Raw genomic sequence first — 26039 nt, 5'->3', positions numbered from 1 at the left:
TGGGGGCCTTTCCAGCCGAAGCCGGAAAGTATGTCCGGCTGCGGTCTTAGCGGACTGCAGCGCGGGCGACGGTGCGGATGTCCGAGCGGGCGATGCCGAGGTCGTTGAGTTCGCGGTTCGACATGCGGCCGAGTTCGAGAACGGTCTGGCGATACTTGACCCAGTTGTTCAGCGTGCGTGCGACGTTCATTGTGATCACCTTTTTGATCTTGAGCTTGTGCTAATCTCGCGGTCCCGACCTTGCGTCTGTCTGTCCCGCTTTCTTGAGACTGTTATACGCAGGACGACGGTCCACAACCAGCGCGAAGCCCTCACGGCACCCATGCGGCGACCGCATGGCTAAACCGTTTTAGTGCTTTTCGATATGCACTCTTAAGGGATCTGAAAGCTTTCTATGATCTGACAGGCTGGCGACGATCCGGCCCATCGCGGGGCGATCAGGCCATGGCCGGCGTGGCCGCGACCGCCTGTGGCACCGCATCGATCCGCATCTCGCTTTCCGCATCGAAGACATGGATCTGCCCCGGCGGAATCGCGATCGCGATCACGTCGCCGACCGCGGCCGGGCTGCGGCCATTGGTGACGAGGACGATCTCCGGGCGGCTGTCGGTGGTGATGTAGCTGTTGGAGCCGGTGCTCTCCACCGCCGCCACCCGGCAGCGGATCGTCCCCTCCCCCTCCGGCACCACGGTCAAATGTTCCGGCCGAAGGCCGGCGATCAGCGGCCGCCCGGCGGGCACGGCGCGATCGAGCGGGATCGTCTGCGGCGTGCCGAGATCGAGCACCAGCGAACGCCCGTCGGCGCCCGCGGTCGCCGGCACGAAGTTCATGGCGGGCGAGCCGATGAAGCCGGCGACGAAGCGGTTGACCGGGCGGTCGTAGAGGTCGAGCGGCGCGCCCTGCTGTTCGATCACGCCCTGGCGCATGACGACCACATGGTCGGCCATGGTCATGGCTTCGATCTGGTCATGCGTCACATAGACCGAGGTGGCACCCAGCCGGTCGTGCAGCGCGCGAATCTCCTTGCGCATATGAACGCGCAGCGCCGCATCGAGATTGGAGAGCGGTTCGTCGAACAGGAAGGCCTTGGGGTGGCGGATGATCGCCCGGCTCATGGCGACCCGCTGGCGCTGGCCGCCGGAGAGCTCGCGCGGATAGCGCTTGAGCAAGGGGGTCAATCCCGTGGTCGCCGCCACCTCCTCGGCCGCCTTGCGGCATTCGGCCTTGGGTACACCGCGGATGCGCAGGCTGTAGGTGAGATTCTCCTCCACCGTCATATGCGGATAGAGCGCATAGGACTGGAAGACCATGGCAAGGTCGCGCTTGCGCGGCGGCACATTCGTCATGGTCTCGCCGGCGATCAGCAGATCGCCGCTGGTGATCCGCTCCAGCCCGGCCATGGAGCGCAGCAGGGTCGACTTGCCGCAGCCGGAGGGGCCGACCAGCGCGACGAACGAGCCCTTGCGGATCTTGAGGTCGATATTCTTCAGCGCGTGATAGGCGCCGTAATGCTTGTTCACGCCCGTAAGCTCGATCTGGTTCATCACTTGAGGGCTCCTGAGGTGAGGCCGGACACGATGCGGCGCTGGAGGAGGACGAAGAGGGCGAGGATCGGCGTCACATAGATCGTGGCGAAGGCCATGATGTTGTTCCACTCATTGGTGTTCGGCCCCATGAAGCTGTTGAGCCCGACGCTCGCCGGCTGTAGCTCGATGGTCTGGATCATCGACTTCGAATAGACGAACTCGCCGAAGGCTTGCATGAAGATCAGGATCGCACTGACCAAGATGCCATTGCGGGCGAGCGGCAGCACGATGTTGAAGAAGGCGCCGATGCGGGAATTGCCGTCGACGAGTGCCGCCTCCTCGAGCTCCATCGGCACGCTCATGAAGGTGGCCCGCACCAGGACGACGAAGAAGGGCATGGCCTTGGCGGCGATCGCGATGATGACGGCGAGCCGCGGGCTGGCGATCAACCCGATCTGCGAGAAGCCGACGAAGATCGGCGTGATCATCAGCGAAGCCGGCAATACCTGCAGCATCAGGATCAGGAACAGCCCGGCATCTACCCAGCGCGAGCGATAGCGCGCGAGCACATAGGCGCAGCCTGTGCCGAGCACGGTGACCAGCGTCACCGCGCCGACTGCGATGAGGAGCGAATTCCAGAGATAGCGGCCCATGTTCCGGCTTTCCCAGACAAAGGCATAGACGCCCCATTGCGGCTCGCTCGGGAAAAGCTCCGGCGGGGTGGCGAACATGGAGGAGCCGGTCTTCAGCGCCGTCACATACATCCAGTAGAGCGGGAAGAGATAGATGGCGGCGAGCGCCAGCGCGATCGCGAACATCAGACGGTGGCGGGTGGTCTCGCTCATCCGCGCACCTCATGCCTGGTCGAGCGGACATAGACCACCGAGGCGATCATGACGAAGATGATCATGACCACGGAAATGGTGGCGCCGGCCGCGAAATCATATTGGCGGAAGGAGAGATCCCAGGCCCAATATTGCGTGACGTTGGAGGAATTGTTCGGCCCACCCGAGGTGATGGCGGCGAAGAGGTCGAACTGCTGCAGGGTGAAGATCAGACCCAGCGAGATGATGGCGCCGATGGTCGAGCGCATCATCGGCAGCGTGATGGTCCAGAACCGCTGGAGGGCATTGGCCCCGTCGAGTTCGGCGGCCTCATAGAGATCCTTGGGGATCGCCGAAAGGCCGACCGAGAGCAGGATCATGTTGAAAGAGGTGCCGAGCCAGATATTGGCGATGATGACGGCGAAGAGCGAATAGTTCGGATCCGAGCGCCAGAAGATGTTGCCGTCGATCAGGCCGAGGTTGTTGAGGATGAAATTGAGGATGCCGAAATCGCCGGACAGGATCCAGTTCCAGATCGCGCCCACCACCAGCCCCGGCATGACCCAGGAGACGAGGAACAGCCCGCGCAGCCAGGAGGCGCCGGGGAAATTAGTCCAGAAGAACAGAGCGAGCGAAAAGCCGATGACGAACTGGCCGGCGATCGACGCGACGACGAAGATCGCGGTGTTCTTCAGGATCGGCCAGGTCTCGGGCTGCGAGAACAGCGTCACGTAGTTCTTGAAGCCGACGAAGGGCCGCATCAGCGTTCCGAGGCTGAACATGTCGACCTCCTGAAAGCTCATCAGCACATTATAGGCGAGCGGCAGGCCCGACAGGACGAGCAGATAGGCGAAGGGAAAGGCGATCAGGACGAGATCGAAGCCTTTTCCATCTGCAATGCTGGCGATGACGCGTTTCATGGATCGATCCCGTGATCTCGGTCGCTGGAGCCCTTTCGGGCGGCGGGGCCTCTCGGTCGAAGGGCGGTGCGGCCACTCGGGCCTAACCGGACAAGGCTGCTCCTCGAGCCGACCCTGCAGGCGGGCGCCGGTTGGACGTTCCGTCGTCCCGGCACCCGCCCCAGGTTCGCTTCCTGGGAGGAAAGCTCTTTTGCCTGCTTCGGCGCGTCGGCGATCAGCCGAGCACGGCCTTGATCTTCTCCGCCGCCTGGTCGAGCGCCTCCTGCGCGCTCATCTGGCCGGTCAGCGCCGCCTGGATGGCGCCCTGGATCGCCTTGGAGATTTTCGGCCATTCGGGATGCGGGCCGCGAGGCTTGGCATATTTCAGCTGTTCCTCGAACACTTTGAGCGCCGCATCCTTCTTCTCATTGCCGGTCGGCGGAATGGCGATGTCGGAGCGAGCTGGCAGCTGGCCGAAATCCTTGAACATCCGCTTGTCCTGCGACACGAAATATTCGAGCACCTTGAAGGCTTCCTGCGGGTGCTGCGTGTTCGAAAAGATCGCCCAGTTGAAGTCACCCATGGCGGAGGAGCGCTCGGCACCCGCTTCCGGCACTGGCAGCAGCGCCACCGCCCAGTCGAACTTGGCCTCCTCGCTCATCCGATCGAGCTCCCAGGGGCCGGAAATCGCCATGGCGGCATTGCCGGAGTTGAAGGTCCCGGTCGAATCCCACTGGCCGCGGGTCAGCGTATCGGGCGAGGCGAGTTTCTCGTCCATGATCGCCTTCCATGTCTCGAGCGCCTTGACCGCGCCCGGCGCATTGATCGCCTGATAGGAGCCGCCGCCCATCTGCGCCCAGGGCAGGAACTGGAAGGTGCCCTCCTCGCTGGCCTTGGCAGAGAAGGCGAGGCCATAGACGTTCTTGGCGGGGTCATTCAGCTTGCGCGCCGCGTCGAGCAGCTCGGCCCAGGTCTGCGGCGGCTTGTCGGGGTCCAGCCCCTTCGCCTTGAACATGTCCTTGTTGTAGTAGAGCGCGATCGTGTTGGTCGCCTTCGGCACGCCGTAATATTTGCCGTCCCACATGACGGAGGCAAGCGGGCCGGGATAGTAGTTCTCGGTCTTGATCTCGCTCGACCCCTTGATCATGTCGGTCAAGTCGAGGAAGGCGCCCCGCGAGGAAAACAGCGCGTGCTCGGGATTGTCGACGGCGATGATGTCCGGCGCCTGGCCGGTGGAAAAGGCGCGCATCGCCTCGCTCACCACATCATCGAACTGGATCTCGCGATATTCGACCGTGATACCGGTCTTCATCGCATTGTAATCCTTAATCAGGTTCGGGGCCGGCTGGATGGCGCGGTCGAGCGACCAGACGGTGATCTTGACGTCCTCGGCCCGGGCCGAAAGGCCGAAGCTCGAAACGGTTGCCAGCGCCAGCGCGCCGGCGGCAAGCCATGTCCTCATCATCATGTTCTCCTCCTTTAATGGTCTTCGTCGATCCGCCCGGCATCCTCCCGATGCCAGCCGGCAGTCTTGAACCACGCAGACGCGCGCTCAGCTCGGATCGGTGACGAAGCTGCCGCCTCGGCACTGTTTGAGGTAATTCAGGCCATGCACCTGGCCGGTCATCTCCAGCGCATCGCGATAGACCGGGTCATGCCAGCCCTCGATATCGATCGAGCCCGACCAGCCGGCGAGACGCAGCTCGGAGATGATGTCGGTCCAGTTGCTGTCGCCGAAGCCCGGCGTGCGCATGAAGACGAAGGGCAGCTTGCCGAAAATGCCGTGCTCGCGGATCACGTCCCAGCGGATGGTCGCGTCCTTGCCATGCACGTGGAAGATCTTGGGCGCCCATTTGCGGATCTGCGGCAGCGGGTCGATCAGATAGACCATCTGGTGGCAGGGCTCCCATTCAAGCCCGATATGATCGTCCGGCGTCTCGTTGAAGATCAGCTCCCAGGCATCCGGGTTGTGGGCGATGTTCCAGTCGCCGGTCTTCCAGTTGCCGTCCATGGCGCAATTCTCGAAGGCGATCTTCACGCCCTTGTCGGCCGCCCGTTTTGCGAGCTCGCTCCAGATCTCCCTGTAGCGCGGCAGGCTGTCGGGCAGCGGCTTGCCGCGCACCCGGCCGGTGAAGCCGGCGACGCAGGTGGCGCCGAAATGATGGGCGTTGTCGATGCAATCCCTCCAGCCCTGCAGCGTCTGCAGATCGAGATCCTCGCCCTCCAGCGGATTGCCGAACATGCCGAGCGTCGAGATGGTGATGTCGCGATCGCCGATCGCTTCGCGGCAGCGCTGGCCGAGTTCGGCGAGATCCTGGCCGTTGGTGGTCTGCCAGAAGAAGGGCTCGAAGCTTTCGAAGCCGAGATCAGCGATCTGGCCGATCCGCTCGGCCGCCTTGCCGGCGCTGGCGCTGATCATGGTGCCGATACGGATGGAGGTGGCGGGCGTGCTCACGCTGGGATCGTCCTTATGCTGTCAGGGAAACCGGCTGGCCGGTGCGGGCGCTCTCGATGGCGCCGAACACCATCGCGAGACTGTGGATATTGTCGTGGCCGACCGTTTCGGGCCCCTCGCCCGTCTCGATCGCGCGCAGGAAGTCGATCAGCACGCTGGCGTGCCCGTGCGTCTTCGTCTCGTCCTCGGCCGGCGGCACGTCGATCAGCTCCGCGCCGCGCAGAAGCCCCGCGTCGCTGCCGGCAACGGCGGCCTCGAAACGATCGGCGCCGTCCCATGTCAGCATTCCCTTGGAGCCGACGAGGCGCCACGCGCTTTCCCAGCTGGTCCGCTCGCCTTCGGCGCACCAGGAGCCGCGATAGGTGAAGACCGCGCCCCCCGACAGCGTGAAGATGGCGTTCGCCGCTGCGCCGTGGGCGTACCAGGAGCCTTCCGGGTTGGTCTCGACGCAGTAGACCGTTTCCGGAACCCTGCCCGAGACGAAGCGCGCTGCGTCGAAGGTGTGGATCGCCATGTCGAGCAGCAGCACATTGTCCATCTGCTCGCGAAAGCCGCCGAAATGCGGCGCCAGAAAGAAATCGCAGTGGACGCCGGTCAGCGTGCCGATGGCACCGCTCTCGACGAAACGGCGCATGCGCCGGACGCCGTCGATGTAGCGGCGGTTCTGGACGACGGCATGGATGCGCTCGGCTTTCTGCGAAAGCGCCAGCAGTTCGCGCGCTTCTTCGAGCGAGGCCGCCATCGGCTTTTCGCTGAGCACATGGCAGCCGCGCGACAGCGCCAGTGCCACGACGGCCCGGCGCGCGGCCGGCACGACGATATCGAAGACGAGCTCGGCGCCGGTGCGCTCGATCATCTCGCCGAGATCCGTACCGATTTCCGCCCGGCTCAGGCCGAACTCCTCGGCCCGGGCGCGGGCAGCCGACGCATCGAGATCGACGAGACCGACGATCTCGACCCGCTCTTTCAACTCCGGCTTCTCCAGGAGCGCGTTCAGCCAGCCTCTGGCCATAGCTCCGCACCCGCACAAAACGGCCCTATAGGTCACGAATGAATCCTCCTGAACGGGGCAAAAGCTCCTCAACCCGGCCCCGTAAACGTTTACGATCCTATTTACAGATGGTCTGACATGTCAATAGTCTGGGAGAGAATTGAGCGGGCACGGGAAATCATGAGCGTCGTGAAGGGCATAAGGCAGCTGGCCGAGCATCTGGACATTTCGATCGGCACGGTCTCGCGCGCGCTGAACGGCAAGAAGGACGTGAACGAGGAGACGCGGCGCCGGGTGCTCGATGCGGCCGAGCAGCTCGGCTATGTTGCCAACCAGTCCGGCCGGGCGCTACGAAAGGGCGCGACCGGGGTCATTGGCTTCATGATGCAGACCGGTCACGAGATCACCGGCCATGGCGACACCTTCTTCATGAGCGTCTTCGACGGTGTACAGACGGTCTTTGCCCGCCACGGCCTCGACCTCGTCGCCCTCCTCTGCTCATCCGATGAGGACCCGGACGCCTATCTGAAGCGGGTGGTGGCGCGCGGCTTTGCCGATGGCATGATGCTCTCCGCCACCCGGCGGATCGACCATCGCTTCGAACTTCTCGACCGGCGGAAGATCCCCTTCGTGACGCTCGGCCGCAGCCTGATCGATGTCGGCCAGCCCTGGATCGACCTCGATTTCGAGGGGATGGCGGAGATCACCATGCATCGCCTGGCAGGCAGGGGGCATCGCCGCATCGCCCTTCTGCGACCGGTCGACGACCTCAATCTCGGCCCTGTCTTCCTGGAGAAATGCCGGGAGACCCTTGCAGGCTATGGTCTCACCATTCCGGACGAGCTGGTCATCAAGGCGCTGCCAAGCGAAGCGGGCGGCTATCGCGCAGCTCAGGCAATTGCGGCGATGGCGGAGCGGCCGAGCGCGGTCGTCGTTCTGAACGACGGCACGGTCAACGGGCTCTATCATGGGCTCGACGCGGCGGGGCTGACGCCCGGCAAGGAGATCGCCGTCATCGGCCTGCACAATCCGCAGGCACGCTATCTCTCGCCGCGGCTCACCTGTTTCGAACTCTCGCTGCGCGACCTTGGCATCGCGCTTGCCGAAAGCCTGCTCTCCACCATGCCAGCCTACGCCGCCCATTATCCGGACGCCGTCCGGCGCAGGCTCTGGCCGATGCGGCTGTCGGAAGGAGAGAGCGGCTGACAAAGACAAAAAGCCGGCCACGCGCGAGGCGGGCCGGCTCGGGAGGATGGCCGGTCATCCCGGCCGATTGGTGCCGTACTTACGACTTCGGCAGCAGCACCTTGTCGATGACGTGGATCACGCCGTTCGACTGCTTGACGTCGGCAATGGTGACGGTGGCGACGCCGCCGGTCTCATCGGTGAGCGTGATCATCTTGCCTTTCTGCTTGGCCTTCAGCACGCAGCCACCGACGGTCTTCACGTCATGCTCGCCGCCATCGTCCTTGATCATCTTGGCGATGGCCATGGACATGGCATCGGCGGCCACGACATGGCAGGTCAGCACCTTGGTCAGCTGCGCCTTGTTTTCCGGCTTCAGCAGCGTGTCGACGGTGCCGGCCGGCAGGGCGGCGAAGGCTTCGTTGGTCGGTGCGAAGACTGTGAACGGGCCCTTGCCTTCGAGCGTCGAGACCAGGCCGGCAGCCTTGACGGCAGCCACGAGCGTGGTGTGATCCTTCGAATTGACGGCGTTCTCGATGATGTTCTTGTTCTCATACATGGCCGCGCCACCGACCTTCGGGTTGGCAGCCTGTGCGGAGACGACCGCAGCGGAAACGAGGGCAGCAGCAGTGACGGTGCGAAGTGCAAACTTAAACATGATAAGCTCCTCATCCTTCTTGGTTGGCCTCGCCCGGCGCGCGTCGCGCTGGTTGCGAGGCTGGTCACATCCTGGTGACGGGCAAGAGACGAGCGCTTCTCGAGAAGAGTTTCAGATGCACCTGTCGATAGAGGAGAAAAATCTTAAATAATTGTGAACACGTGGAAATTTGAGGTTCAGCGACGAATCACTGGTCCAGCGGCGAAGGGCGCGGTGCTCGGACGGCCGTCACGCGACCCGCCGAAGGGCTCCAAGGTGACCGCGAGCGTCACACCCTCGGTGAGCTTCGGCCGCAGCTCTGCCGGCACCTCGAAGCTGCCCTCGCCGCTCTGCGGCAGGACGCCGATCGAGATCGGCGCGGCATCGGCGCCCGGGATTACCCAGAGCTCCAGCGAATGGGTCGGTTCCGCCTTTGCCGCCACCGGCGTCACGGTGAAGCGGCCATCCTCCGGCTGATAGCGGGCAAGCAGGGAGAGCGCCGGGTCGGCGCCGGACATGGTAGCAACCAGCGGCGCCGTCGACTGGGCGGACGTCACGCTCCGCAGCTGCAGGCCGAGCGAGACGACAAGGCCCAGGAAGCAGGCGGCGGCAAGGCCGCGCCAAAGAGCGACCGACTGCCACCAGCCGCCAGTGGCTCTGACCGGGGCCGTTTTCGCGCCGAAGAGGCGCTTCTCGATGCGGTCGTAGAGCTCCGGCGTCACCGGTTCCTCGCCGGTGTCGTCGAGCGACAGGAACCGTTCTTCCCAGCTGGAGACAAGCGCGGCAAAGCGCTGATCGCGACGGATTCGCAGCTCCGCCTGCTTTCGCTCGCCAAGCGACGAGACGCCGAGAACATATTCGGCGGCAAGAAGCTCGTCGCGGGCGCGATCCTCCCCGCTCTCGTCCGGCATCGTCATCGGTCCAGGCACTCTTTCAGTTTCAAAAGGCTGCGGCGCAGCCAGGTTCTCATCGTATTGAGCGGCACACCATGGCGTTCCGCAAGGTCCTGATAGCTCAGGCCCTCCACATAGGCACTGCGCACCGCCTCAGCGCGCGCCGGCGGCAGTTCGGCCATGCAGCGGTCGATCCGCCGGCCCTCCCCGCGAACGATTGCCGCGGCTTCCGGATCCGGCGCGGAATCGGCAATCTCCAGCCCGTCCACGTCAATGGCCATGCCGAAGGGCCGCCGGGCCCGGGCGAGATCGATCGCATGATTGCGCGCGATGGCCGAGAGCCAGCCGAGCGGGCTGCCGCCCGTCAGCGCAAAAGCATCCGCACGCCGCCAGATCTTGACGAAGACTTCCTGCAAAGCATCCTCGGCATCCGTCCTGTCTTTCAAGATACGCAAGCAGATTGCAAAAAGTTTCGGGCCGGCCTGGCGGTACAGCGCCGAAAGCGCCGCACGGTCGCGCAGGGCGACGCGCGCGATCAGATCGGCAATATCGGAGGATGCCACGCGGGGCCTTTCTCAAACTCAAGGTCTTCGACGGCGCAGACCATAGCGCGCCCATCCGGCCTGTCCAGAGCCTCGCGCATCAGAGTGGCCGAAGCCGCTCGCGCGGACGCGATCAAGAGCGGACCTTCTCGTCCTTGAAGGTGGCGACGCGATAGCCGTAGAACAACACCAGCCCGATGGCGATCGCGGTGGAGACCGGATCGACATAATGCGACACGACATCATAGGCCTGGCCGAGCAGATAGCCGGCGAGCGCCAGCCCCGCCGTCCAGATGACGGTGCCGATGGCGGAGAACAGGGTGAAGGTCAGAAGCGGCATCTGGGCGACGCCGGCTGGCACGGAGATCAGCGTGCGCACCGTCGGGATCAGCCGGCCGATCAGGATTGCGACCGGCCCATGGCGGCGAAACTTTTGGTTGGCGGTGTGTACATCCTCTTCCGTCAACGTCAGCCAGCGGCCGTGCTTGCGGGCGAACTTCTTGAGCCGCTGCTCGCCGAGGAACCGCCCGGCATAGTACCAGGGCATCACCCCAAGCAGCGACCCGATCGACCCGGCGATGATGACGGTGACGATCGACATGTCGCCCTGCGAGGCACGATAGCCGGCAAGCGGCATGATGAGTTCCGAGGGGATCGGCGGGAAGATATGTTCGAGGAACATCAGAAGCGCGATGCCGAACGCACCGAAATTCTGCATCATGCTCTGAACAAGATCTTCCATGCGACACTCCTGACTGACAAAGACGCCGGCACCATAAAGTGCTGCACTGCAGCACGGCAAGGCGCGGCCGATCCCAATTCGCGTTTCAGGAATAACGGACGCGTGATCGGAGACCGCCCATCGCAGTTCCGGCGGGAGGGCGTGTTTGGAGAGGCAGGTTACAGGGTCTGCAGATAGTCGGCGATCAGCTTGATCGAGAGCAGGAACAGCGTTGCCTGGATCAGGCGGTAGAAAAGCACTTCCGGGATCATCACCGTCAGGCGCTTGCCGACCACCGTCCCGAGGATGGCAGCGGGTGCCAGGAAGGCCAGCAGCGACGTGTCGAAACGCTCGAACTGCGACAGCGCCCAGTAGGGCACGATCTTGGCGGCGTTGACGATGGCGAAGAGGATGGTGGAGGTGCCGGCAAAGACCATCTTTTCCAGCCGCTGCGGCAGCACATACATCTGGTAGGGTGGCGCGCCGGAATGGGAGACAAAGCTCGTGAAGCCGGTGAGCGTGCCCCAGAAAAGACCAGACGGCACCTCGGCCCGTCTTGGCGCGTCACCCCGAAAGCGGGCGCCGAACCAGGCGTTGAGGCAGAAGGCCAGTCCCGACAGTCCGACGAGAAAGCCGACGAAGACCGGCGAGACATGGGCGCTGAAGGCCCAGCCTATGCCGACGCCGAGGAGCGCAGCCGGTGTCAGGATGGCAAGATTGCGGGCCGAGAATTCACGGCGATAGAGATAGAGCCCGACCATGTCGCTGGCCACGAAGATCGGCAGCAGCAGGGCCGCGGCAGTCACCGGCGAGATGACCAGCGCCAGGAACGGCACGGCCACTGCCCCGACCGAAGGCAGCCCACCCTTCGACAGGCCAACCAGAAAGGCGGAGATGACCGCGACGGCGACCACCAGCGGTGTATGCTCGATCATCAAAATTGGGGCTCGATGGGCGCGGAGGGACACATGGCACGGGCCCGTCGCGCGTCCCGGTCCTGCGTGCCCCATGGATCGCCGAGCCCGCCTCCAGCGTCAAGCCCCGAGGAATGGCCTATGTCGGCATGGGCGAACATTCGATCCTTGAGCACCGCGTTAGGTCGCCCGCCGATGGACGCCGGCAGCACGTCGACAAGCGCCGGCGGGGCGTCTAGAGCAGTGACCTTATGACAACGCCCAGGATCTGCCGATGACCGATCTCGCCCCGCCTCCGCCGATCACCGATGCCGAGCGCGCCGCCCGCCTGTCGAAGCTCCGACTGGCGATGGAGGATGCTGGCGTTGCCGGTGTTCTGCTCGGTTCCAGCGAAAGCCTGCGCTATTTCACCGGTCTCGTCTGGCATGCAAGCGAACGGCTGCTCGGCGCGCTGGTGACGGCGGAGGCGCTCACCTACATCGTCCCCGCTTTCGAGGAGAGCCGGGTCGAGACACTGCCGCATCTCCCCGGCCGGATCGCGGTCTGGCAGGAGGAGGAGAGCCCGTCCGCGCTCATCGCCACGCTGCTTGCGCCAGCGGGCAGGCTCGCGCTCGACGAGGCGCTGCCCCTCTTCGTCTATCACGCTCTGTCGGCCACTCTCGGACCCGAACGGCTCGTCGATGGCGGCCCGCTCATCGGGCCGCTTCGCGCCGTGAAGTCGCCGACCGAAATCGCTATCATCCGCTATGCGATGGGGCTCACGCTGGAGGTGCATCGGCGCGCGCATGCCATGCTGGAGCCGGGGATCCGCGCTTCCGATGTCGTGCGCTTCATCGATGCCGAGCATCGGCGGCTTGCCGGGCGCGGCTCCACCTTCTGCATCGTCTCCTTCGGTGCCGCGACTGCGCTTCCCCATGGGGCCGAAGGCGACCAAGTGCTGGCGCCGGGCGATGCGATCCTCGTCGATACCGGCACGCGGATCGACGGCTACCATTCCGACCTGACGCGCAGCTATATGCTGGACGAGCCGGAGCCGGACTATGCCGCAGCCTGGGCTGTGGAGCGCGCAGCGCAGCAGGCTGTGTTCGAGGCGGCCCGGCTCGGCACACCTTGCCATGCGCTGGACGACGCGGCCCGAATGGTTTTGCTCAAAAACGGGCTCGGGCCCGACTATCGCCTTCCCGGCCTTCCGCATCGTGCCGGCCACGGTCTTGGCCTTGAGATCCACGAAGCGCCCTATATCGTGCGCGGCAATCGCACACCGCTCATGGCCGGTCACTGCTTCTCTAACGAGCCGATGCTCGTCCATCCAAACCGCTTCGGCATCCGGCTGGAGGACCACATCTACATGGCCGAGGACGGGCCGCATTGGTTTACCCCACCCTGTGAAAGTCCGACCCGGCCTTTCGGCTGAGCGAACGAGACAAGGCGCCGCCCGCCGGGCAGCGCCTGGTCTCTGTCAGGGTCACATCGCCTTTGGCTTAGCGATGAATGACATTGGCTTCCGCAGCCGGCTCGCCGATCGAAAAGGCACGCGAGAAGGGCATGAGCTGCCAGAGAGCCGAGAGGCCGACCAGCACATAGACAATGCGGGACAGCGCCGCGTCCTGACCGCCGAAGATCGCGGCCACGAGATCGAAATTCGCCAGCCCGACCAAGAGCCAGTTCACGCCGCCGACGATGATCAGCAGCAGGGTGAGAAGATTAAGCGCACGCATGGGGATACTCCGGTTTCCTGATGTTGCAGTCGGCTTAATGTTGCAGTCGACTAACCAAGGCACGATCCGCTGGTTCCACGAAAACGTTGACGCGCATCGTCGTTCCGCATGGGCTTCCAGCCCCTCGCTCAAGCGACCCTCGCCACAACCGTCCGGCACACGAAAATGTGTAAGCTCTGGCCGTCGGATCCCTTCGCCCTACTTCGTTCGCTTTCGGACCAAGCCCCTGATCGGGAACGGAGAGAGACATGCACCCTCCTACATTGATGGAACTGACGCGACGCGATCTTCTTATCTCGACAGCCGCGGCATCGGTCGCGGCCGGCACTGCCTCGGGGGCCGGCGCGGCAACGCCCGCCGGAACATCACCAGGCTCAAAGGAAGGCGCACCGGTCTTGTCTCAAGTCTCCTTCACCGTCAACGGCGAGCAGAAAACGCTCGACGTCGACACCCGCACCACACTTCTCGATGCGCTTCGCGAGCATCTGCACCTTACCGGCACCAAGAAGGGCTGCGACCACGGCCAATGCGGCGCCTGCACGGTGATGGTCGAGGGCCGGCGGATCAACTCCTGCCTGTCGCTCGCGCTCATGCATGACGGCGACGAGATCACCACGATCGAGGGCCTCGGCCAGCCGGACAATCTGCACCCGATGCAGGCCGCTTTCATCAAGCACGACGGCTATCAGTGCGGCTATTGCACGCCGGGCCAGATCTGTTCCGCCGTCTCCGTGCTCGAGGAAATCAAGGCCGGCATCCCCAGCCATGTCAGCGGCGACATCACCGTCGCGCCGGAGCTATCCGAGATGGAACTTCGCGAGCGCATGAGCGGCAATATCTGTCGGTGCGGGGCCTACTCGAACATTGTCGAGGCGATGACCGAAGTCGCCGGGAGGAAAGCATGAGAGCCTTCACCTATGAGCGCGCCACCTCGCCGGCCGAAGCCGCGGCGCTGGTTGCCCGCACGCCCGGCGCCCGCTTCATTGCCGGCGGCACCAACCTGCTCGATCTGATGAAGCTCGAGATCGAGACGCCGACGCATCTGATCGACGTCAACCGGCTCGGGCTCGACACGATCGAGGAAACGCCGGAGGGGGGGCTGCGCATCGGCGCGCTGGTGCGCAATACCGACCTCGCCGCCGACATGCGCGTGCGCCGCGACTATGGCGTCCTTTCGCGGGCCCTGCTCGCCGGCGCCTCCGGCCAGCTGCGCAACAAGGCGACCACAGCGGGCAACCTGCTCCAGCGCACCCGCTGTCCCTATTTCTACGACACGGCCCAACCCTGCAACAAGCGCCAGCCCGGCAGCGGCTGTTCCGCCATTGGCGGCTTCGCTCGCCAGCTCGGCATCGTCGGCGTCAGCGATGCCTGCATCGCCACCCACCCAAGCGACATGGCGATCGCCATGCGGGCACTCGACGCGACGGTCGAAACGGTGAAGGCAGACGGCTCGACCCGCGCGATCCCAATCACCGACTTCCACCGCCTGCCCGGCGATACACCGCATATCGAGACGGCGCTGGAAGAGGGCGAGTTCATCACCGCCGTCACCCTGCCGAAGCCGGTCGGCGGCAAGCAGATCTACCGAAAGGTCCGCGATCGCGCCTCCTATGCCTTCGCCCTGATCTCGGTCGCCGCCATCATCAAGGACGACAAGACCGGTGTTCTCGCCGTCGGCGGCGTGGCGCACAAGCCTTGGCGGGTCGAGGCCGCCGATGCCGAACTGCCGAACGGGGCCAGCGCCGTCCGTGCCAAGCTGCTGGCGGATGCCCGGCCGCAGGAAGACAACGAATTCAAGATCACCCTGGTCGAGCGCACCATTGGTGCCGTCCTCGAAGAAGCGCGAGGCTAAGCCCATGAAGTTCGAGAACCCCGCCACCATGAACCCGATCGACCGCATGACGGTCGTCGGCAAGCCGACGGACCGGATCGACGGGCCGCTCAAGGTTTCGGGCCGCGCGCCCTATGCCTATGAGCGTCACGACGTCGTGCCCAACCAGGCTTATGGCTATGTCGTCGGCGCCACCATCGCCAAGGGCAAGATCCGCGGCATGGATCTCGCCGCGGCCAAAGCGGCGCCCGGAGTCATCGCCATCGTCACTGCCGAAAATGCCGGCAAGCTCGACAAGGGCGAGATGAACACGGCGCACCTGCTGGCCGGCCCCGACGTCCAGCATTATCATCAGGCTGTTGCTTTGGTCGTTGCCGAGAGCTTCGAGCAGGCCCGCGCCGCTGCCAATCTCGTCAAGGTCGACTATGCGCCGGAAGACGGCGCCTTCGACCTGAAGTCGGTCAAGGACCAGGCCGTCAAGCCCGACAGCGAGGATCCGGACACGGCGGCGGGCAATTTCGACGCCGCCTTTTCCACCGCGCCGGTGAAGCTCGACGAGACCTATACCACGCCCGATCACTCCCATGCGATGATGGAGCCGCATGCCTCCATCGCTGCTTGGAATGGCGACCAGCTGAACGTCTGGACCTCCAACCAGATGATCAACTGGACGAAGGGCGATCTCGCCAAGACGCTCGGCATCGACAAGGAGAAGGTGCGGCTTATGTCGCCCTTCATCGGCGGCGGCTTTGGCGGCAAGCTGTTTCTGCGCGCCGATACGCTGCTGGCGGCGCTCGGCGCCCGTGAGGCCAAGCGTCCGGTCAAGGTGGCGCTGCAGCGGCCGCTGATGGCCAACAACACCACCCACCGCCCCGCGACGATCCAGCGCATCCGCATCGGCACGGACGAGGCCGGCAAGATCCTGGCCATCGCGCATGAGGGCTGGTCCGGCGACCTGCCGGACGGCCAGCCGGAGACCGCGGTCAACCAGACCCGCCTGCTTTACGCCGGCAAGGACCGGATGACGAAGACGCGGCTCGCCGTGCTCAATCTGCCGGAAGGCAATGCCATGCGCGCGCCGGGCGAAGCGCCGGGCATGATGGCGCTCGAAATCGCCATCGACGAGATGGCCGAGCGGCTGAAGATGGACCCGGTCGAGTTCCGGATCCTGAACGACACGCAGGTCGATCCGGAAAAGCCGGAACGACCCTTCTCCAAGCGCCAGTTCGTCGAGTGCATGAAGATCGGCGCGGAGCGCTTCGGCTGGAGTGCCCGCAAGACGCAGCCTGGGTCGACGCGCGAGGGAACGCTCCTGATCGGCCATGGCGTCGCCTCTGCCTTCCGCAACAACATGGTCATGACGTCTGGCGCGCGGGTGAAGCTCGACAATCGCGGCGTGGTCACCGTCGAGACCGACATGACCGACATCGGCACCGGCAGCTACACGATCATCGCCCAGACCGCGGCGGAGATGATGGGCCTGCCCCTGCACAAGGTCGAGGTACGGCTGGGGGATTCCTCCTTCCCGGTCTCAGCAGGCTCCGGCGGTCAGTGGGGCGCGAATTCCTCCACCGCCGGCGTCTATGCCGCCTGTGTCAAGCTGCGCGAGGCCGTTGCCGCCAAGCTCGGCTTCAATTCGGAAGACGTCACCTTCGAGAACGGCGAGGTTCGCTCCGGCAACCGCTCGGTGCCGCTCGCTGAAGCGGCAGGCGACGGCCTCACGGTCGAGGACAAGATGGAGTATGGCGATCTCGACAAGAAGTTCCAGCAATCGACCTTCGGCGCGCATTTCGTCGAAGTCGGAGTCGACTCGCTCACCGGCGAGGTTCGGCTGCGTCGCATGCTGGCCGTCTGTGCGGCTGGCCGCATCCTGAACCCCAAGTCCGCCCGCAGCCAGGTGATCGGCGCCATGACGATGGGCGCCGGCGCGGCGCTGATGGAGGAGCTGGCAATCGACAAGCGCCGCGGCTTCTTCGTCAATCACGATCTCGCCGGCTACGAAGTGCCTGTGCATGCGGATATCCCGCATCAGGAGGTCGTGTTCCTCGAAGAGGACGATCCGGTCTCCTCGCCGATGAAGGCCAAGGGCGTCGGCGAACTCGGCATTTGCGGCGTCGGCGCGGCGGTGGCGAACGCGATCTACAATGCGACCGGCATCCGTGTCCGCGACTATCCGATCACGCTCGACAAGCTGATCGACCGCCTGCCGCAGGCCTGAGGCGAGACGAGAAACCGACCTGCGGCCTCAGGGCCGCAGGTCATGCGCCACGATGGCGCCCGGATGCTGGATAACATGGGCCGCGACCTTGGCGGCGAATTGCGCTGCCAATCGCGGATTGTCGTGAACGGCGAGATGCGCCAGGAACGAGCCGTTGAAGCTGTCGCCGGCACTGGTCGTGTCGACCACCGTCTCGACCGGCTGCGAGCTTACCTCTATCGTCTCGCCGCCGAAGGCGAGCGTCACGCCGTCCGCCCCGTTCTTGACCACGACATTCGGCACGCCCGCCGCGCGGTAGCGCGCGATCGTCGCCGTCACATCCGCATCGCCGAAATGGGTCGCCTCGTCGTCGAAGCTCGGCATCAGCAGCGTTGCCGCCCCCGCCCCGTCCATGATGGTCTTTCGCATGGTCTCGGCATCCTCCCAGAGTCTCGGGCGGATATTGGGGTCGAAGACGACCTGCGCACCCGCTCCCCTGGCGCGCTGCATGGCTTCGATCAGCCGCTGCCGCCCATCGCCCTCGAGGATCGCCAGCGTAATCCCGGAGAAGACCAGGATCTCCGCGCCTTCGAGCGCTGACGACAGTGCGGCCTCGTCGGCGGCCAACTGACGGGCCGCGGATGTCGAGCGCCAGTAGGAGAAGCTGCGCTCTCCCTCATGGACATGGACCATATAGAGGCCCGGCAGGCGGTGGGGCAGTCGCTGGATCTGTTCCGTGTTGATGTGCTTGGACCGCATGAAGGCGATCATCTCATCCGAGACGGCATCCGTGCCGAGCGCGGTGACGTAATCGACCGACCAGTCATCAGGCAGCGCCAGGCGGGCGTAATAGGCGGCGTTGAACGTGTCCCCGGCATAGCCCTTGCGCAACAGGTCCGGACCGCTCCCGGTCAGCTCCACCATACATTCGCCGACCGAAACGAAGCGTCGCGACGTGTTTTCCATCCAGCTCCTCCCAGAGCGTCTCATGCAGTACTTTAAGACAAGAAATCCTTGTCCATCATCGGCTTGCAGCTGAATACCGGACTCAGTTTCTCAAAAGGTTCAGACAATGCGTCCGCGCGCCACCACCGGCCACGCTTCCGGCCTGTTCCGCCCGCCGCCGACCACATGCACGGCATCGACGAGATTGGTGACGACGCAGGCATGGTTCGGCACGATGCGCACACGGTCGCCGACCGAGAGCCCGATCGGCCCCTCGCTGACGATCCGGCCATGCTCCTCGGAGAGCTGGTCGATCGACAGATCGTCACGGCCGAGCACATGGCCGTAGCCTGTCAGGCCCAGGAGATCGGAGGTGAGCGCCTTGGAGCCGGCATCGATGATCGCCCGGTTTTCCGCCGGAACGGAGACGACGGTCGCCACCACGGTCAAGGCGCAATCCTCGAAGCCGCAGGTGCCGTAGGTGACGAGCGAGCGGTCGTTATAGACATAGGTGCCCGGGCGATATTCGGTGGTGACCGGCGCCTCGGCCGCCGTCATCATCGTCGGCGAGCCGCCAGAGGTGATGGTCTCGACGACAAGCCCCTTCGCCTCGATCAGCGCCTTGGCCTCCGTCATGAAGGCCTGCACGCGGGCCTCGCCGCGGCCAGGCGGATAGGTCATGAGCCCAGCGAAAGTCAGGCCGGGGGCGCTGGCAATATGCCCGGCCAGGTCCGCTGCCACGTCCGGCGTCGGCACGCCGCAGCGATTGGCGCCGGTGTTGCATTCGACGAAGACGCGAAGCGGTTCTGGCTCGCCGGCGAAGCGGGTGGAAAGCCCATCCACCACCGCCGCGCTGTCGGCAACGACGGCCAGGCGGACGCGGCGGGCCAGGTCGGCCAGATGATCAAGCTTCTCGGCGCCAAGGATGTTGTAGGTAATCAGCACGTCCCGGATTGCCGCGCTCCCCTCCACCATCGCCTCGGCTTCCGACACCTTCTGGCAGGTGATGCCGATCGCGCCGGCTTCGAGCTGCAGTTCGGCGATGGCCGGCAGCTTGTGGGTCTTGATATGCGGGCGCACCTTGAGGCCATGCGCATCGGCATAGGCCTGGAAGCGCTCGATATTGCGCCGCGCGATGTCGAGATCGACGACCACGGCGGGCGTATCGAGATGGTCGAGGCGGGAATCGTCGAGCGGCATGAGGCACCTGTCAGCAGAGTCGCGGGGCCAACAGGCACCACAGCCCGCCCCTCGACGCAAGATCAAAGGCGCCACTTACGCGACATCCGTCGATCTCGACGCTTGCCAAGAGGTCTGCTACGAGCCCTTGAGCGAGCCGCAGCAGCCTGTGGAGGGCTGAAAAGACGGCGTTCAGAGACATGAGGGGGAAACCGATGATCATTTCCGCGCCCACCGACTTTCGCGAGACTGCGCGCCGGCGGCTACCGCCCTTCCTGTTCCACTATGCCGATGGCGGCGCCTATTCCGAATATACGCTGAATCGCAATGTCGCCGACCTTTCGGAAGTGGCACTCAAGCAGCGCGTCCTTCGCAACGTCGAGGGCCTGAGCCTCGAGACCGAGCTCTTCGGCCGGCGCATGTCGATGCCGGTGGCGCTGGCCCCCGTCGGGCTCACCGGCATGTATGCGCGGCGCGGCGAGGTGCAGGCCGCGCGCGCGGCGACCAAGAAGGGCATTCCCTTCACGCTCTCGACCGTCTCCGTCTGCCCGATCGAGGAGGTGCAGTCCAAGGTCTCGACGCCGATCTGGTTCCAGCTCTATGTGCTGCGCGACCGCGGCTTCATGAAACAGGCGCTGGAGCGGGCGGCGGCGGCCGGCATCACCACGCTGGTCTTCACCGTCGATATGCCGACCCCCGGCGCGCGCTACCGCGATGCGCATTCCGGCATGTCGGGCAAGAACGGGCCGATGCGCCGCGTGCTGCAGGCGATGATGCATCCACGCTGGGCCTGGGATGTCGGCATCCACGGCAAGCCGCATGATCTCGGCAATGTCTCGCATTATCTCGGCAAGCCGACCGGCCTCGCCGACTATATCGGCTGGCTCGCCAAGAATTTCGATGCCTCGATCGGCTGGAAGGATCTCGAATGGATCCGCGACAGTTGGAAGGGGTCAATCGTCATCAAGGGTATTCTCGATCCCGATGATGCGCGCGACGCCGTGCGCTTCGGCGCCGATGGCATCGTCGTCTCCAACCATGGCGGCCGCCAGCTCGATGGCGTTCTCTCCTCTGTCCGCGCCCTGCCGGCGATCGTCGATGCGGTGAAGGGCGATTTGAAGATCCTCGCCGATTCCGGCATCCGCTCGGGCCTCGACGTCGTGCGGATGATCGCGCTCGGTGCCGATGCGGTGCTGATCGGACGCGCCTTCCTCTATGCGCTGGCGACGGCCGGCGAAGAGGGTGTGACCACCCTGCTCGACCTCTTCGAAAAGGAGATGCGCGTGGCGATGACGCTCACCGGCGTCAAGTCGCTCTCCGAACTCGACCGCAGCTGCCTTGTCTCCGACGCCAAGCCGCTGCCACTGCCCGCCGCGCCCTGACCGCATGACCGTCCGGCTTCGCCCGCATCATCTGCTCTGCATGCTGACCTATGTCGGCAAGGGCTATAGCCCGGCCTTCGTGGAGAATTACGATGGGATCGCCGAACGACTTTCGGCCGGCGAGGAGATCGTGATCGTCGAGGGACCGGACGAGATCTGCGGGCCGGTGGCGGATGCGCCCGGTTCGCATTGCCGCTTCGACAGCGTGACGGAGCGCGACACGCGCGCGGCCCTCGATGCCGGCGCGCTGCTCGGCGTGGAGATCGAGGCCGGGACGCGCCTGCGCATCACGCGGGAGCGTCTGGCCGCGCTGCGACGCGCCTTCCGCGTCGGAAGCCTCCGCCGCGCCTGCACCGGCTGCGAATGGAAGGCACTCTGCACCGAGGTCGCCGAGGACGGTTTCGCGGATGTGCGCATTCGGCGAGACTGTCCATAGGGTCGACCGGGCAGGCGCGTCGCGCGACCCTGCCCGGAGGGGTCGATTAGCGAAGGGCTGCCGGCCGCAGCGCTTCGGGCAGATCCTGGTAGGAGACGGGGCGCAGGAAGCGCTCGATGGCGCGGGTGCCGACCGAGGTCGAGCGCCCGTCCGAGGTTGCCGGGTAGGGCCCGCCATGCACCATGGCCGGCGACACTTCCACACCCGTACCGAATCCGTTGACGAGAATGCGGCCGGCCAGCAGCTCGAGCTTCGGCAGAAGCCGGCGGGCGTCCGCCTCGTCACCATCGCTGATGTGGAGAGCGATGGTCAGCTGACCTTCCAGCGCGTCGAGCACCTGTTCGAGCTCGCCGAGATCGCGGCAGCGAACGACAAGCCCGGTGGCGCCGAAGACCTCGTCCTGCAGCGCATGGTCGGCCAGGAATTGCGCGGCGTCGGTCTCGAAGAGGCCGGCGCGACCCTGGGCACCCTCACCCTCCTGCCCTTCCGCCACCAACTTCACCGCCTCGTGTCCGGCAAGCCGGGCGCGGTTTTCGGCATAGGCCTTGGCAATGCCGGCGGTCAGCATGGTCTGGGCGGGGATCGTCGAGAGCGCCTCACTGGCGCCGGCCAGAAAATCGTCCAGACCCGGCCCTTCCAAGGCCAGCAGCAGGCCTGGATTGGTGCAGAACTGGCCGGCGCCGAGCGTCAGCGAGCCCGCAAAGGCCGTGCCGATCGCCCTGCCCCGCGCCTGCAGCGCCTCGGGGAACAGGATGACCGGATTGATCGAGCTCATCTCGGCATAGACGGGGATCGGCTGCTTGCGCTTGGCGGCCACCGCCATCAGCGCCAGCCCGCCGGCCCGCGAGCCGGTGAACCCGACCGCGCGAATGCGCGGATCGGCAACCAGTGCCTGGCCGATCGCAAGGCCGCTGTCATAAAGGAGCGCGAAGGTGCCTTCCGGCATACCGCTCTCGGCCACCGCCTTCTGGACGGCACGGCCGACCAGTTCCGAGGTGCCGGGATGGGCGGAATGGGCCTTGACGATGACCGGGCAACCGGCCGCGAGCGCCGAGGCCGTATCGCCGCCGGCGACCGAGAAAGCCAGCGGGAAGTTGGACGCACCGAAGACCGCGACCGGGCCGATAGCGATGTTGCGCAAACGCAGATCCGGCTTCGGCGCCGGCTTGCGCTCCGGATCGGCGGGGTCGATGCGCACATCCTGGAAGCGGCCGGCGCGCAGTTCCGAGGCAAAGAGGCGCAACTGGCCCATGGTGCGGCCGCGCTCCCCCTCCAGCCGTCCGCGCGGCAGGCCGGTCTCGGCCATGGCACGGGTGATGAGATCGTCGCCGATCGCGAGAATCTCCTCGGCGATCTTTTCGAGGAAGGCCGCACGGGCCTCGAGCGCGGTTTCGCGATAAAGCGGGAAGGCGTCCCAGGCGAGCGCCGCAGCCTGATCGAGATCGGCCTCGCTCGCGCCACCGAAGCTGGTTGGCAGGCGCTCGCCCGTCGCGGCGTTAAGGCCGTAGATCTCGCCGTTCGTGCCGCGCACGGCCCGTCCGCCGATCAAGAGGTCACCGGTCAGCATGGTCGTTCCTTCCTTCCATCATCGACCGGCGCCGCGGGCACCGGTTTCGTAAGTCCCTCATGCCGGATGAAGGGGGAGGAAGGCAACAGGCAGCAGCGATTTGGACGGCGCCTCAGCGCCAGGGCGAGGCGACGCGTGGGGCATCCATCATGCGCGCGGCGATCCAGTCGACCAGCTCATCCATCGGCAAGGGACGCGAGAAGAAGTAGCCCTGATAGGCTTCGCAGCCAAGCGCGCTCAGCACGCGCAGCTGTTCGCCATTCTCGACACCTTCGATGATGCATTCGATGTCGAGCGTGCGACAGAGGCCCTGGATCGAAGCGACGATCTTGCGGCCGGAAAGATTTTCGAGCCCGGCCACGAAGCTGCGATCGATCTTGACCTCATCGATTGGCAAGCGGTGCAGATAGCCGAGGCTGGACTGGCCGGTGCCGAAATCGTCGAGCGCGACCTGCGAGCCGAGGCGCCGGAGGAGATTGATCGATTCGACCGCCGTCTCGAAATTGCGGATGACCGCGGTTTCCGTCAGTTCGAAGATGATCCGCCGGGCATCGATCCGTCCCTCGCCGATTGCGTTGACGAGGGAGAGGATGGTGGAAGTGGAGGTGACGTCGTTGGCGGAGAGGTTGAAGGAGAGCTTGATGCCGGGCGGCAGCTTCTCCATCTCGCGGAGCGCCTTGCGGAACAGCGCCAGCGTCAGCGGATGGACAAGGCCGGTGCGCTCGGCGACGGGGATGAACTGATCGGGCGCGACGCGGCCGAGCTCGGGATGGTCCCAACGCGCCAGCGCCTCGACGGCAAAGACCATGTTGCTGCGCCCGGCCACGATCGGCTGGAAGACGACGGAGAACTCTGCATCGAAATCTGCTGCGCGCAGCGCGGTCTCGATCGCCTGGCCCGAGCGGATCTTGTTCTCGTGATCGACCGAATAGAGCGTCGCCTTGCCCATGCGCGCCGTCTTGGAGCTGTAGAGCGCATAGTCCGAGCGGTCGAAGAGCATGTGCGCCGTATCGCCGGCCTCGGGATATGAGGCCAGGCCGCAGGAACAGCCGATCGACAGGGTGATCGCGCCAACCTGGTAGGGTTCGGACAGCCGGTCGCAGATCTCCTGGGACATGCGCTGGGCTTCGGGCCCGGGCCTTGCGATGAGAAAGCCGAATTCGTCGCCGCCGAGGCGGGTTACGACGATCTCGGAACTGGCGAAGCTGCCGAGCCTCAAGCCCACCTGATCGAGCAGCCGGTCGCCGACCAGGTGCCCATAGGTGTCGTTGACCGGCTTGAAACGGTCGAGATCGATGGTGCCGACGGTGAAGACCTCGCCGGAGGCGGCGGAGGTCTCGATCATCTGGTCGAGGCGGTTGAAGAAATAGCGCCGGTTCGGCAAACCGGTCAGCATGTCGGTATGGGCGAGCCGCGCATTTTCCTCGGCCAACCGCTCGGTCTCCGCCTGTTTCTGCGCAAGCGCGCCCTGCGACTGGATGAGCCGGGTGAAGCCGTAGAAGCTGTTGAGCAACACCTGCAGCATGACGACCGTCACCAGCAGGATATTGAGCGCAACGGCGTAGAAGACCGTGTTGCCGAGGTGGATATAGTAGACGACGTAGGGAATGGTGACGAGCAGCGTGATGGTGACGGCCGCCTGCGGCAAATGCATCAGACAGAAGATGCAGCCGATGACGGTGATGGCGATGAAGATTGCCACATGCCCCTGTTCATAGGGGCCGCCATATTCGTTGAGCAGCAGCGACCAGGTGATATAGGCGACGGCAATGATCCCGCCGAGGCGGACGGTGCGGCGCAGTTTCGTGACCGCCTCGGACGGATCGGTCTTCTGGTGGCGGCGCAGCAGCCAAACGAGCGTGCGCAGCACGCAAATGCCGACGAGGACGCAGGGAACCGCAACCGTCAGCGACCAGGGCGCAACGCCCCGATGCGTATAGGCCACCGCGACGGCATTGACGGTCAAAAGAAGATAGAGGAGCGGAACCTGCCGTTGCAGCTCGATCAGCTGCGCGGCAGCAAGATCGGTCTGACGCGGATCAATCATCAGCCATGCGAAAAACTTCGACAGTTGCGACATGATGGGCTGGGCGCCTCCGTTTTCTCGATCATGGCGGAAAGGGGCTACGTCAATGTTAAGAAGCGATCACCTTTGTGAGCATAGTTAGCGAAGTTTGGACGCCGCAGGCCCGTCAGGACCTTCGGTCCGCTTGGACTTACAGCGACACGACTGGCGAACCGACCTGCGGCTCGCGGCAGAGGATCACGAAGTCCTACAAGCCCTCGCGCAGGACCGGCCGGACGAGGCGAGGCGGCCCGCCGGGGCCCGGAGCACAGAGCGCATCGCCGCTGAAGGTGGAAACGGTGCAGCCGGCTTCCTCCAGGACGGCTCGGGTCTTCGGATAGCCTTCGACCGCAATTACCCTCTTCGGGCTCAGGGCCAGCACCTGCAGGCTGAGGCCCTGGCTCTCCACGAACTCGTCCTCCGGCGCCTCCACCATGGCGACGCCCCACTCCTCCAGGAACTGGTAGAGCGCGGCGGGCAGAAGCGGCAGGTAGACGAGCGCCGTGTCACGCGACACGGGGCTGATCAGCGACAGGAGAGTGAGACTGGCCGCCTCCCCCTTCCAATAGGGCAGATCATAGCTCAGCACGTCGATGTCCTGAGGCCCGAGCAACTCGGCCAGCTGCACCACGCCCTCCTCATTCGTGCCAAATCCCCGGCCAACGAGCAGAGTACGGGCGTCGAGCCAGAGACAATCGCTGCCCTCCAGCGTTCCAGGCGCCTCGATCCGGCCGAGGATGGGCACACCGGCCCTTCGGTAGGCCGCCTCGTGGAGGGCGATCTCCTTCTTGCGTCCCGGTTTCGACGGGTACAGTAGGACCGCCCCCGCAGCCGTCACCAGGGAGATGTCGGCCGCGTGATGTGCATCGGTCAGAGCATCGTCCCGATCGTCGAGCCAGAGGATCTCGGCGCCCGAGCCGGCGACCAGACCGGCCAGGCGCTCATATTGCGCCACCGCCCGGTCCGGGTCTGGCTCGGCCGAAACCGCTTGATCGACGGTCTTCGCCGCGCGCCGCGCGGGCCGGCGCATCAGGACCCGTGCCAGGGTCTCGATCATATCCTGCGCGCCATAGTCCGCCATGCTCATCTCCCCGCTGCTCGACCGGCCGGGACGCTACAGTGCCCGATGCCC

At 65.2% G+C, this 26039-nt stretch carries 25 protein-coding genes; 7 read left to right on the top strand and 18 right to left on the bottom strand.

Annotated elements, in window-relative coordinates; genetic code table 11:
- Positions 1–46: 46 nt before the first annotated feature.
- The 7 genes from ACLE20_RS12360 to ACLE20_RS12330 form a co-directional block, all read right to left on the bottom strand.
- Positions 47–190, bottom strand: coding sequence for a DUF1127 domain-containing protein (locus tag ACLE20_RS12360; protein ID WP_410940600.1), 144 nt, complete (start codon positions 188–190; stop codon positions 47–49).
- Between the two features lie 247 nt (positions 191–437).
- Positions 438–1547, bottom strand: coding sequence for an ABC transporter ATP-binding protein (locus ACLE20_RS12355; protein ID WP_410940599.1), 1110 nt, complete (start codon positions 1545–1547; stop codon positions 438–440).
- A complete protein-coding gene (locus ACLE20_RS12350; protein WP_410940598.1) occupies positions 1544–2371 on the bottom strand; it encodes a carbohydrate ABC transporter permease in 828 nt (275 codons plus the stop codon). The genes ACLE20_RS12355 and ACLE20_RS12350 overlap by 4 nt, the downstream gene beginning before the upstream one ends.
- Positions 2368–3270, bottom strand: coding sequence for a carbohydrate ABC transporter permease (locus ACLE20_RS12345; RefSeq protein WP_410940597.1), 903 nt, complete (start codon positions 3268–3270; stop codon positions 2368–2370). The genes ACLE20_RS12350 and ACLE20_RS12345 overlap by 4 nt, the downstream gene beginning before the upstream one ends.
- Positions 3271–3484: 214 nt before the next feature.
- Positions 3485–4717 (bottom strand): ABC transporter substrate-binding protein, encoded by a 1233-nt coding sequence (locus ACLE20_RS12340; protein ID WP_410940596.1) that lies wholly within the window; start codon positions 4715–4717, stop codon positions 3485–3487.
- Positions 4718–4801: 84 nt separating this feature from the next.
- Positions 4802–5704, bottom strand: coding sequence for a sugar phosphate isomerase/epimerase family protein (locus ACLE20_RS12335; protein WP_410940595.1), 903 nt, complete (start codon positions 5702–5704; stop codon positions 4802–4804).
- 13 nt (positions 5705–5717) lie between these two features.
- Positions 5718–6752 (bottom strand): Gfo/Idh/MocA family protein, encoded by a 1035-nt coding sequence (locus ACLE20_RS12330; protein WP_410940594.1) that lies wholly within the window; start codon positions 6750–6752, stop codon positions 5718–5720.
- Between the two features lie 132 nt (positions 6753–6884).
- Between ACLE20_RS12330 and ACLE20_RS12325 the strand changes: the two genes are divergently transcribed.
- Positions 6885–7901 carry a LacI family DNA-binding transcriptional regulator gene (locus ACLE20_RS12325; RefSeq protein ID WP_410940825.1) on the top strand — a complete coding sequence of 339 codons (1017 nt, stop codon included), beginning with the start codon at positions 6885–6887 and terminating at the stop codon, positions 7899–7901.
- A gap of 79 nt (positions 7902–7980) precedes the next feature.
- On the opposite strand, the gene ACLE20_RS12320 is transcribed toward ACLE20_RS12325, so the two are convergent.
- From ACLE20_RS12320 to ACLE20_RS12300, 5 genes are all read right to left on the bottom strand, one after another.
- Positions 7981–8538, bottom strand: a complete 558-nt coding sequence (locus ACLE20_RS12320) for a fasciclin domain-containing protein (protein WP_410940593.1) — start codon at positions 8536–8538, stop codon at positions 7981–7983.
- A 176-nt stretch (positions 8539–8714) separates the two neighbouring features.
- Positions 8715–9434 (bottom strand): anti-sigma factor domain-containing protein, encoded by a 720-nt coding sequence (locus ACLE20_RS12315; RefSeq protein ID WP_410940592.1) that lies wholly within the window; start codon positions 9432–9434, stop codon positions 8715–8717.
- The gene (locus tag ACLE20_RS12310; RefSeq protein WP_410940591.1) at positions 9431–9973 is read right to left on the bottom strand and encodes a sigma-70 family RNA polymerase sigma factor; all 543 of its coding nucleotides are present in this window, start codon (positions 9971–9973) and stop codon (positions 9431–9433) included. The genes ACLE20_RS12315 and ACLE20_RS12310 overlap by 4 nt, the downstream gene beginning before the upstream one ends.
- Before the next feature lie 112 nt (positions 9974–10085).
- Positions 10086–10694 (bottom strand): DedA family protein, encoded by a 609-nt coding sequence (locus ACLE20_RS12305; RefSeq protein ID WP_410940590.1) that lies wholly within the window; start codon positions 10692–10694, stop codon positions 10086–10088.
- A gap of 158 nt (positions 10695–10852) precedes the next feature.
- Positions 10853–11608, bottom strand: coding sequence for a sulfite exporter TauE/SafE family protein (locus tag ACLE20_RS12300; RefSeq protein WP_410940589.1), 756 nt, complete (start codon positions 11606–11608; stop codon positions 10853–10855).
- A 253-nt stretch (positions 11609–11861) separates the two neighbouring features.
- On the opposite strand from ACLE20_RS12300, the gene ACLE20_RS12295 reads away from it, so the two are divergent.
- On the top strand, positions 11862–13001 hold the full coding sequence (locus ACLE20_RS12295) for a M24 family metallopeptidase (protein ID WP_410940588.1): 1140 nt from the start codon (positions 11862–11864) through the stop codon (positions 12999–13001).
- Positions 13002–13068: 67 nt separating this feature from the next.
- On the opposite strand, the gene ACLE20_RS12290 is transcribed toward ACLE20_RS12295, so the two are convergent.
- Positions 13069–13305: a DUF378 domain-containing protein gene (locus tag ACLE20_RS12290; protein ID WP_410940587.1), complete on the bottom strand. Its 237-nt coding sequence runs from the start codon at positions 13303–13305 to the stop codon at positions 13069–13071.
- Between the two features lie 248 nt (positions 13306–13553).
- Between ACLE20_RS12290 and paoA the strand changes: the two genes are divergently transcribed.
- The 3 genes from paoA to paoC are packed head-to-tail and all read left to right on the top strand — an operon-like array spanning position 13554 to position 17354.
- Entirely contained in the window at positions 13554–14210 is a 657-nt protein-coding gene (paoA, locus tag ACLE20_RS12285; RefSeq protein WP_410940586.1) for an aldehyde dehydrogenase iron-sulfur subunit PaoA, read from the top strand.
- Positions 14207–15157 (top strand): FAD binding domain-containing protein, encoded by a 951-nt coding sequence (locus ACLE20_RS12280; RefSeq protein ID WP_410940585.1) that lies wholly within the window; start codon positions 14207–14209, stop codon positions 15155–15157. Before paoA ends, ACLE20_RS12280 begins: the two co-directional genes overlap by 4 nt.
- Before the next feature lie 4 nt (positions 15158–15161).
- Complete coding sequence (gene paoC, locus ACLE20_RS12275) at positions 15162–17354, top strand: aldehyde oxidoreductase molybdenum-binding subunit PaoC (RefSeq protein WP_410940584.1); 2193 nt, start codon at positions 15162–15164, stop codon at positions 17352–17354.
- A 27-nt stretch (positions 17355–17381) separates the two neighbouring features.
- Here paoC and ACLE20_RS12270 read toward each other — a convergent pair whose 3' ends face one another.
- Positions 17382–18299 carry a sugar kinase gene (locus tag ACLE20_RS12270; RefSeq protein WP_410940583.1) on the bottom strand — a complete coding sequence of 306 codons (918 nt, stop codon included), beginning with the start codon at positions 18297–18299 and terminating at the stop codon, positions 17382–17384.
- Between the two features lie 99 nt (positions 18300–18398).
- The gene (locus ACLE20_RS12265; protein ID WP_410940582.1) at positions 18399–19478 is read right to left on the bottom strand and encodes a D-TA family PLP-dependent enzyme; all 1080 of its coding nucleotides are present in this window, start codon (positions 19476–19478) and stop codon (positions 18399–18401) included.
- A gap of 194 nt (positions 19479–19672) precedes the next feature.
- Between ACLE20_RS12265 and lldD the strand changes: the two genes are divergently transcribed.
- The gene (lldD, locus tag ACLE20_RS12260; protein ID WP_410940581.1) at positions 19673–20839 is read left to right on the top strand and encodes an FMN-dependent L-lactate dehydrogenase LldD; all 1167 of its coding nucleotides are present in this window, start codon (positions 19673–19675) and stop codon (positions 20837–20839) included.
- Positions 20840–20843: 4 nt separating this feature from the next.
- The gene (locus ACLE20_RS12255) at positions 20844–21275 is read left to right on the top strand and encodes a DUF1284 domain-containing protein (protein WP_410940580.1); all 432 of its coding nucleotides are present in this window, start codon (positions 20844–20846) and stop codon (positions 21273–21275) included.
- A 46-nt stretch (positions 21276–21321) separates the two neighbouring features.
- Here ACLE20_RS12255 and ACLE20_RS12250 read toward each other — a convergent pair whose 3' ends face one another.
- From ACLE20_RS12250 to ACLE20_RS12240, 3 genes are all read right to left on the bottom strand, one after another.
- Positions 21322–22842, bottom strand: coding sequence for an aldehyde dehydrogenase (NADP(+)) (locus tag ACLE20_RS12250; RefSeq protein WP_410940579.1), 1521 nt, complete (start codon positions 22840–22842; stop codon positions 21322–21324).
- Between the two features lie 112 nt (positions 22843–22954).
- The gene (locus ACLE20_RS12245; RefSeq protein ID WP_410940578.1) at positions 22955–24922 is read right to left on the bottom strand and encodes a putative bifunctional diguanylate cyclase/phosphodiesterase; all 1968 of its coding nucleotides are present in this window, start codon (positions 24920–24922) and stop codon (positions 22955–22957) included.
- Between the two features lie 193 nt (positions 24923–25115).
- Positions 25116–25988: a dimethylarginine dimethylaminohydrolase family protein gene (locus ACLE20_RS12240; RefSeq protein ID WP_410940577.1), complete on the bottom strand. Its 873-nt coding sequence runs from the start codon at positions 25986–25988 to the stop codon at positions 25116–25118.
- Between the last annotated feature and the right edge of the window lie 51 nt (positions 25989–26039).

It is taken from the genome of Rhizobium sp. YIM 134829, from assembly GCF_046546455.1.
Note: the sequence above shows the minus strand (reverse complement) of the source record. Positions and strands in the feature narration are given on the sequence as shown.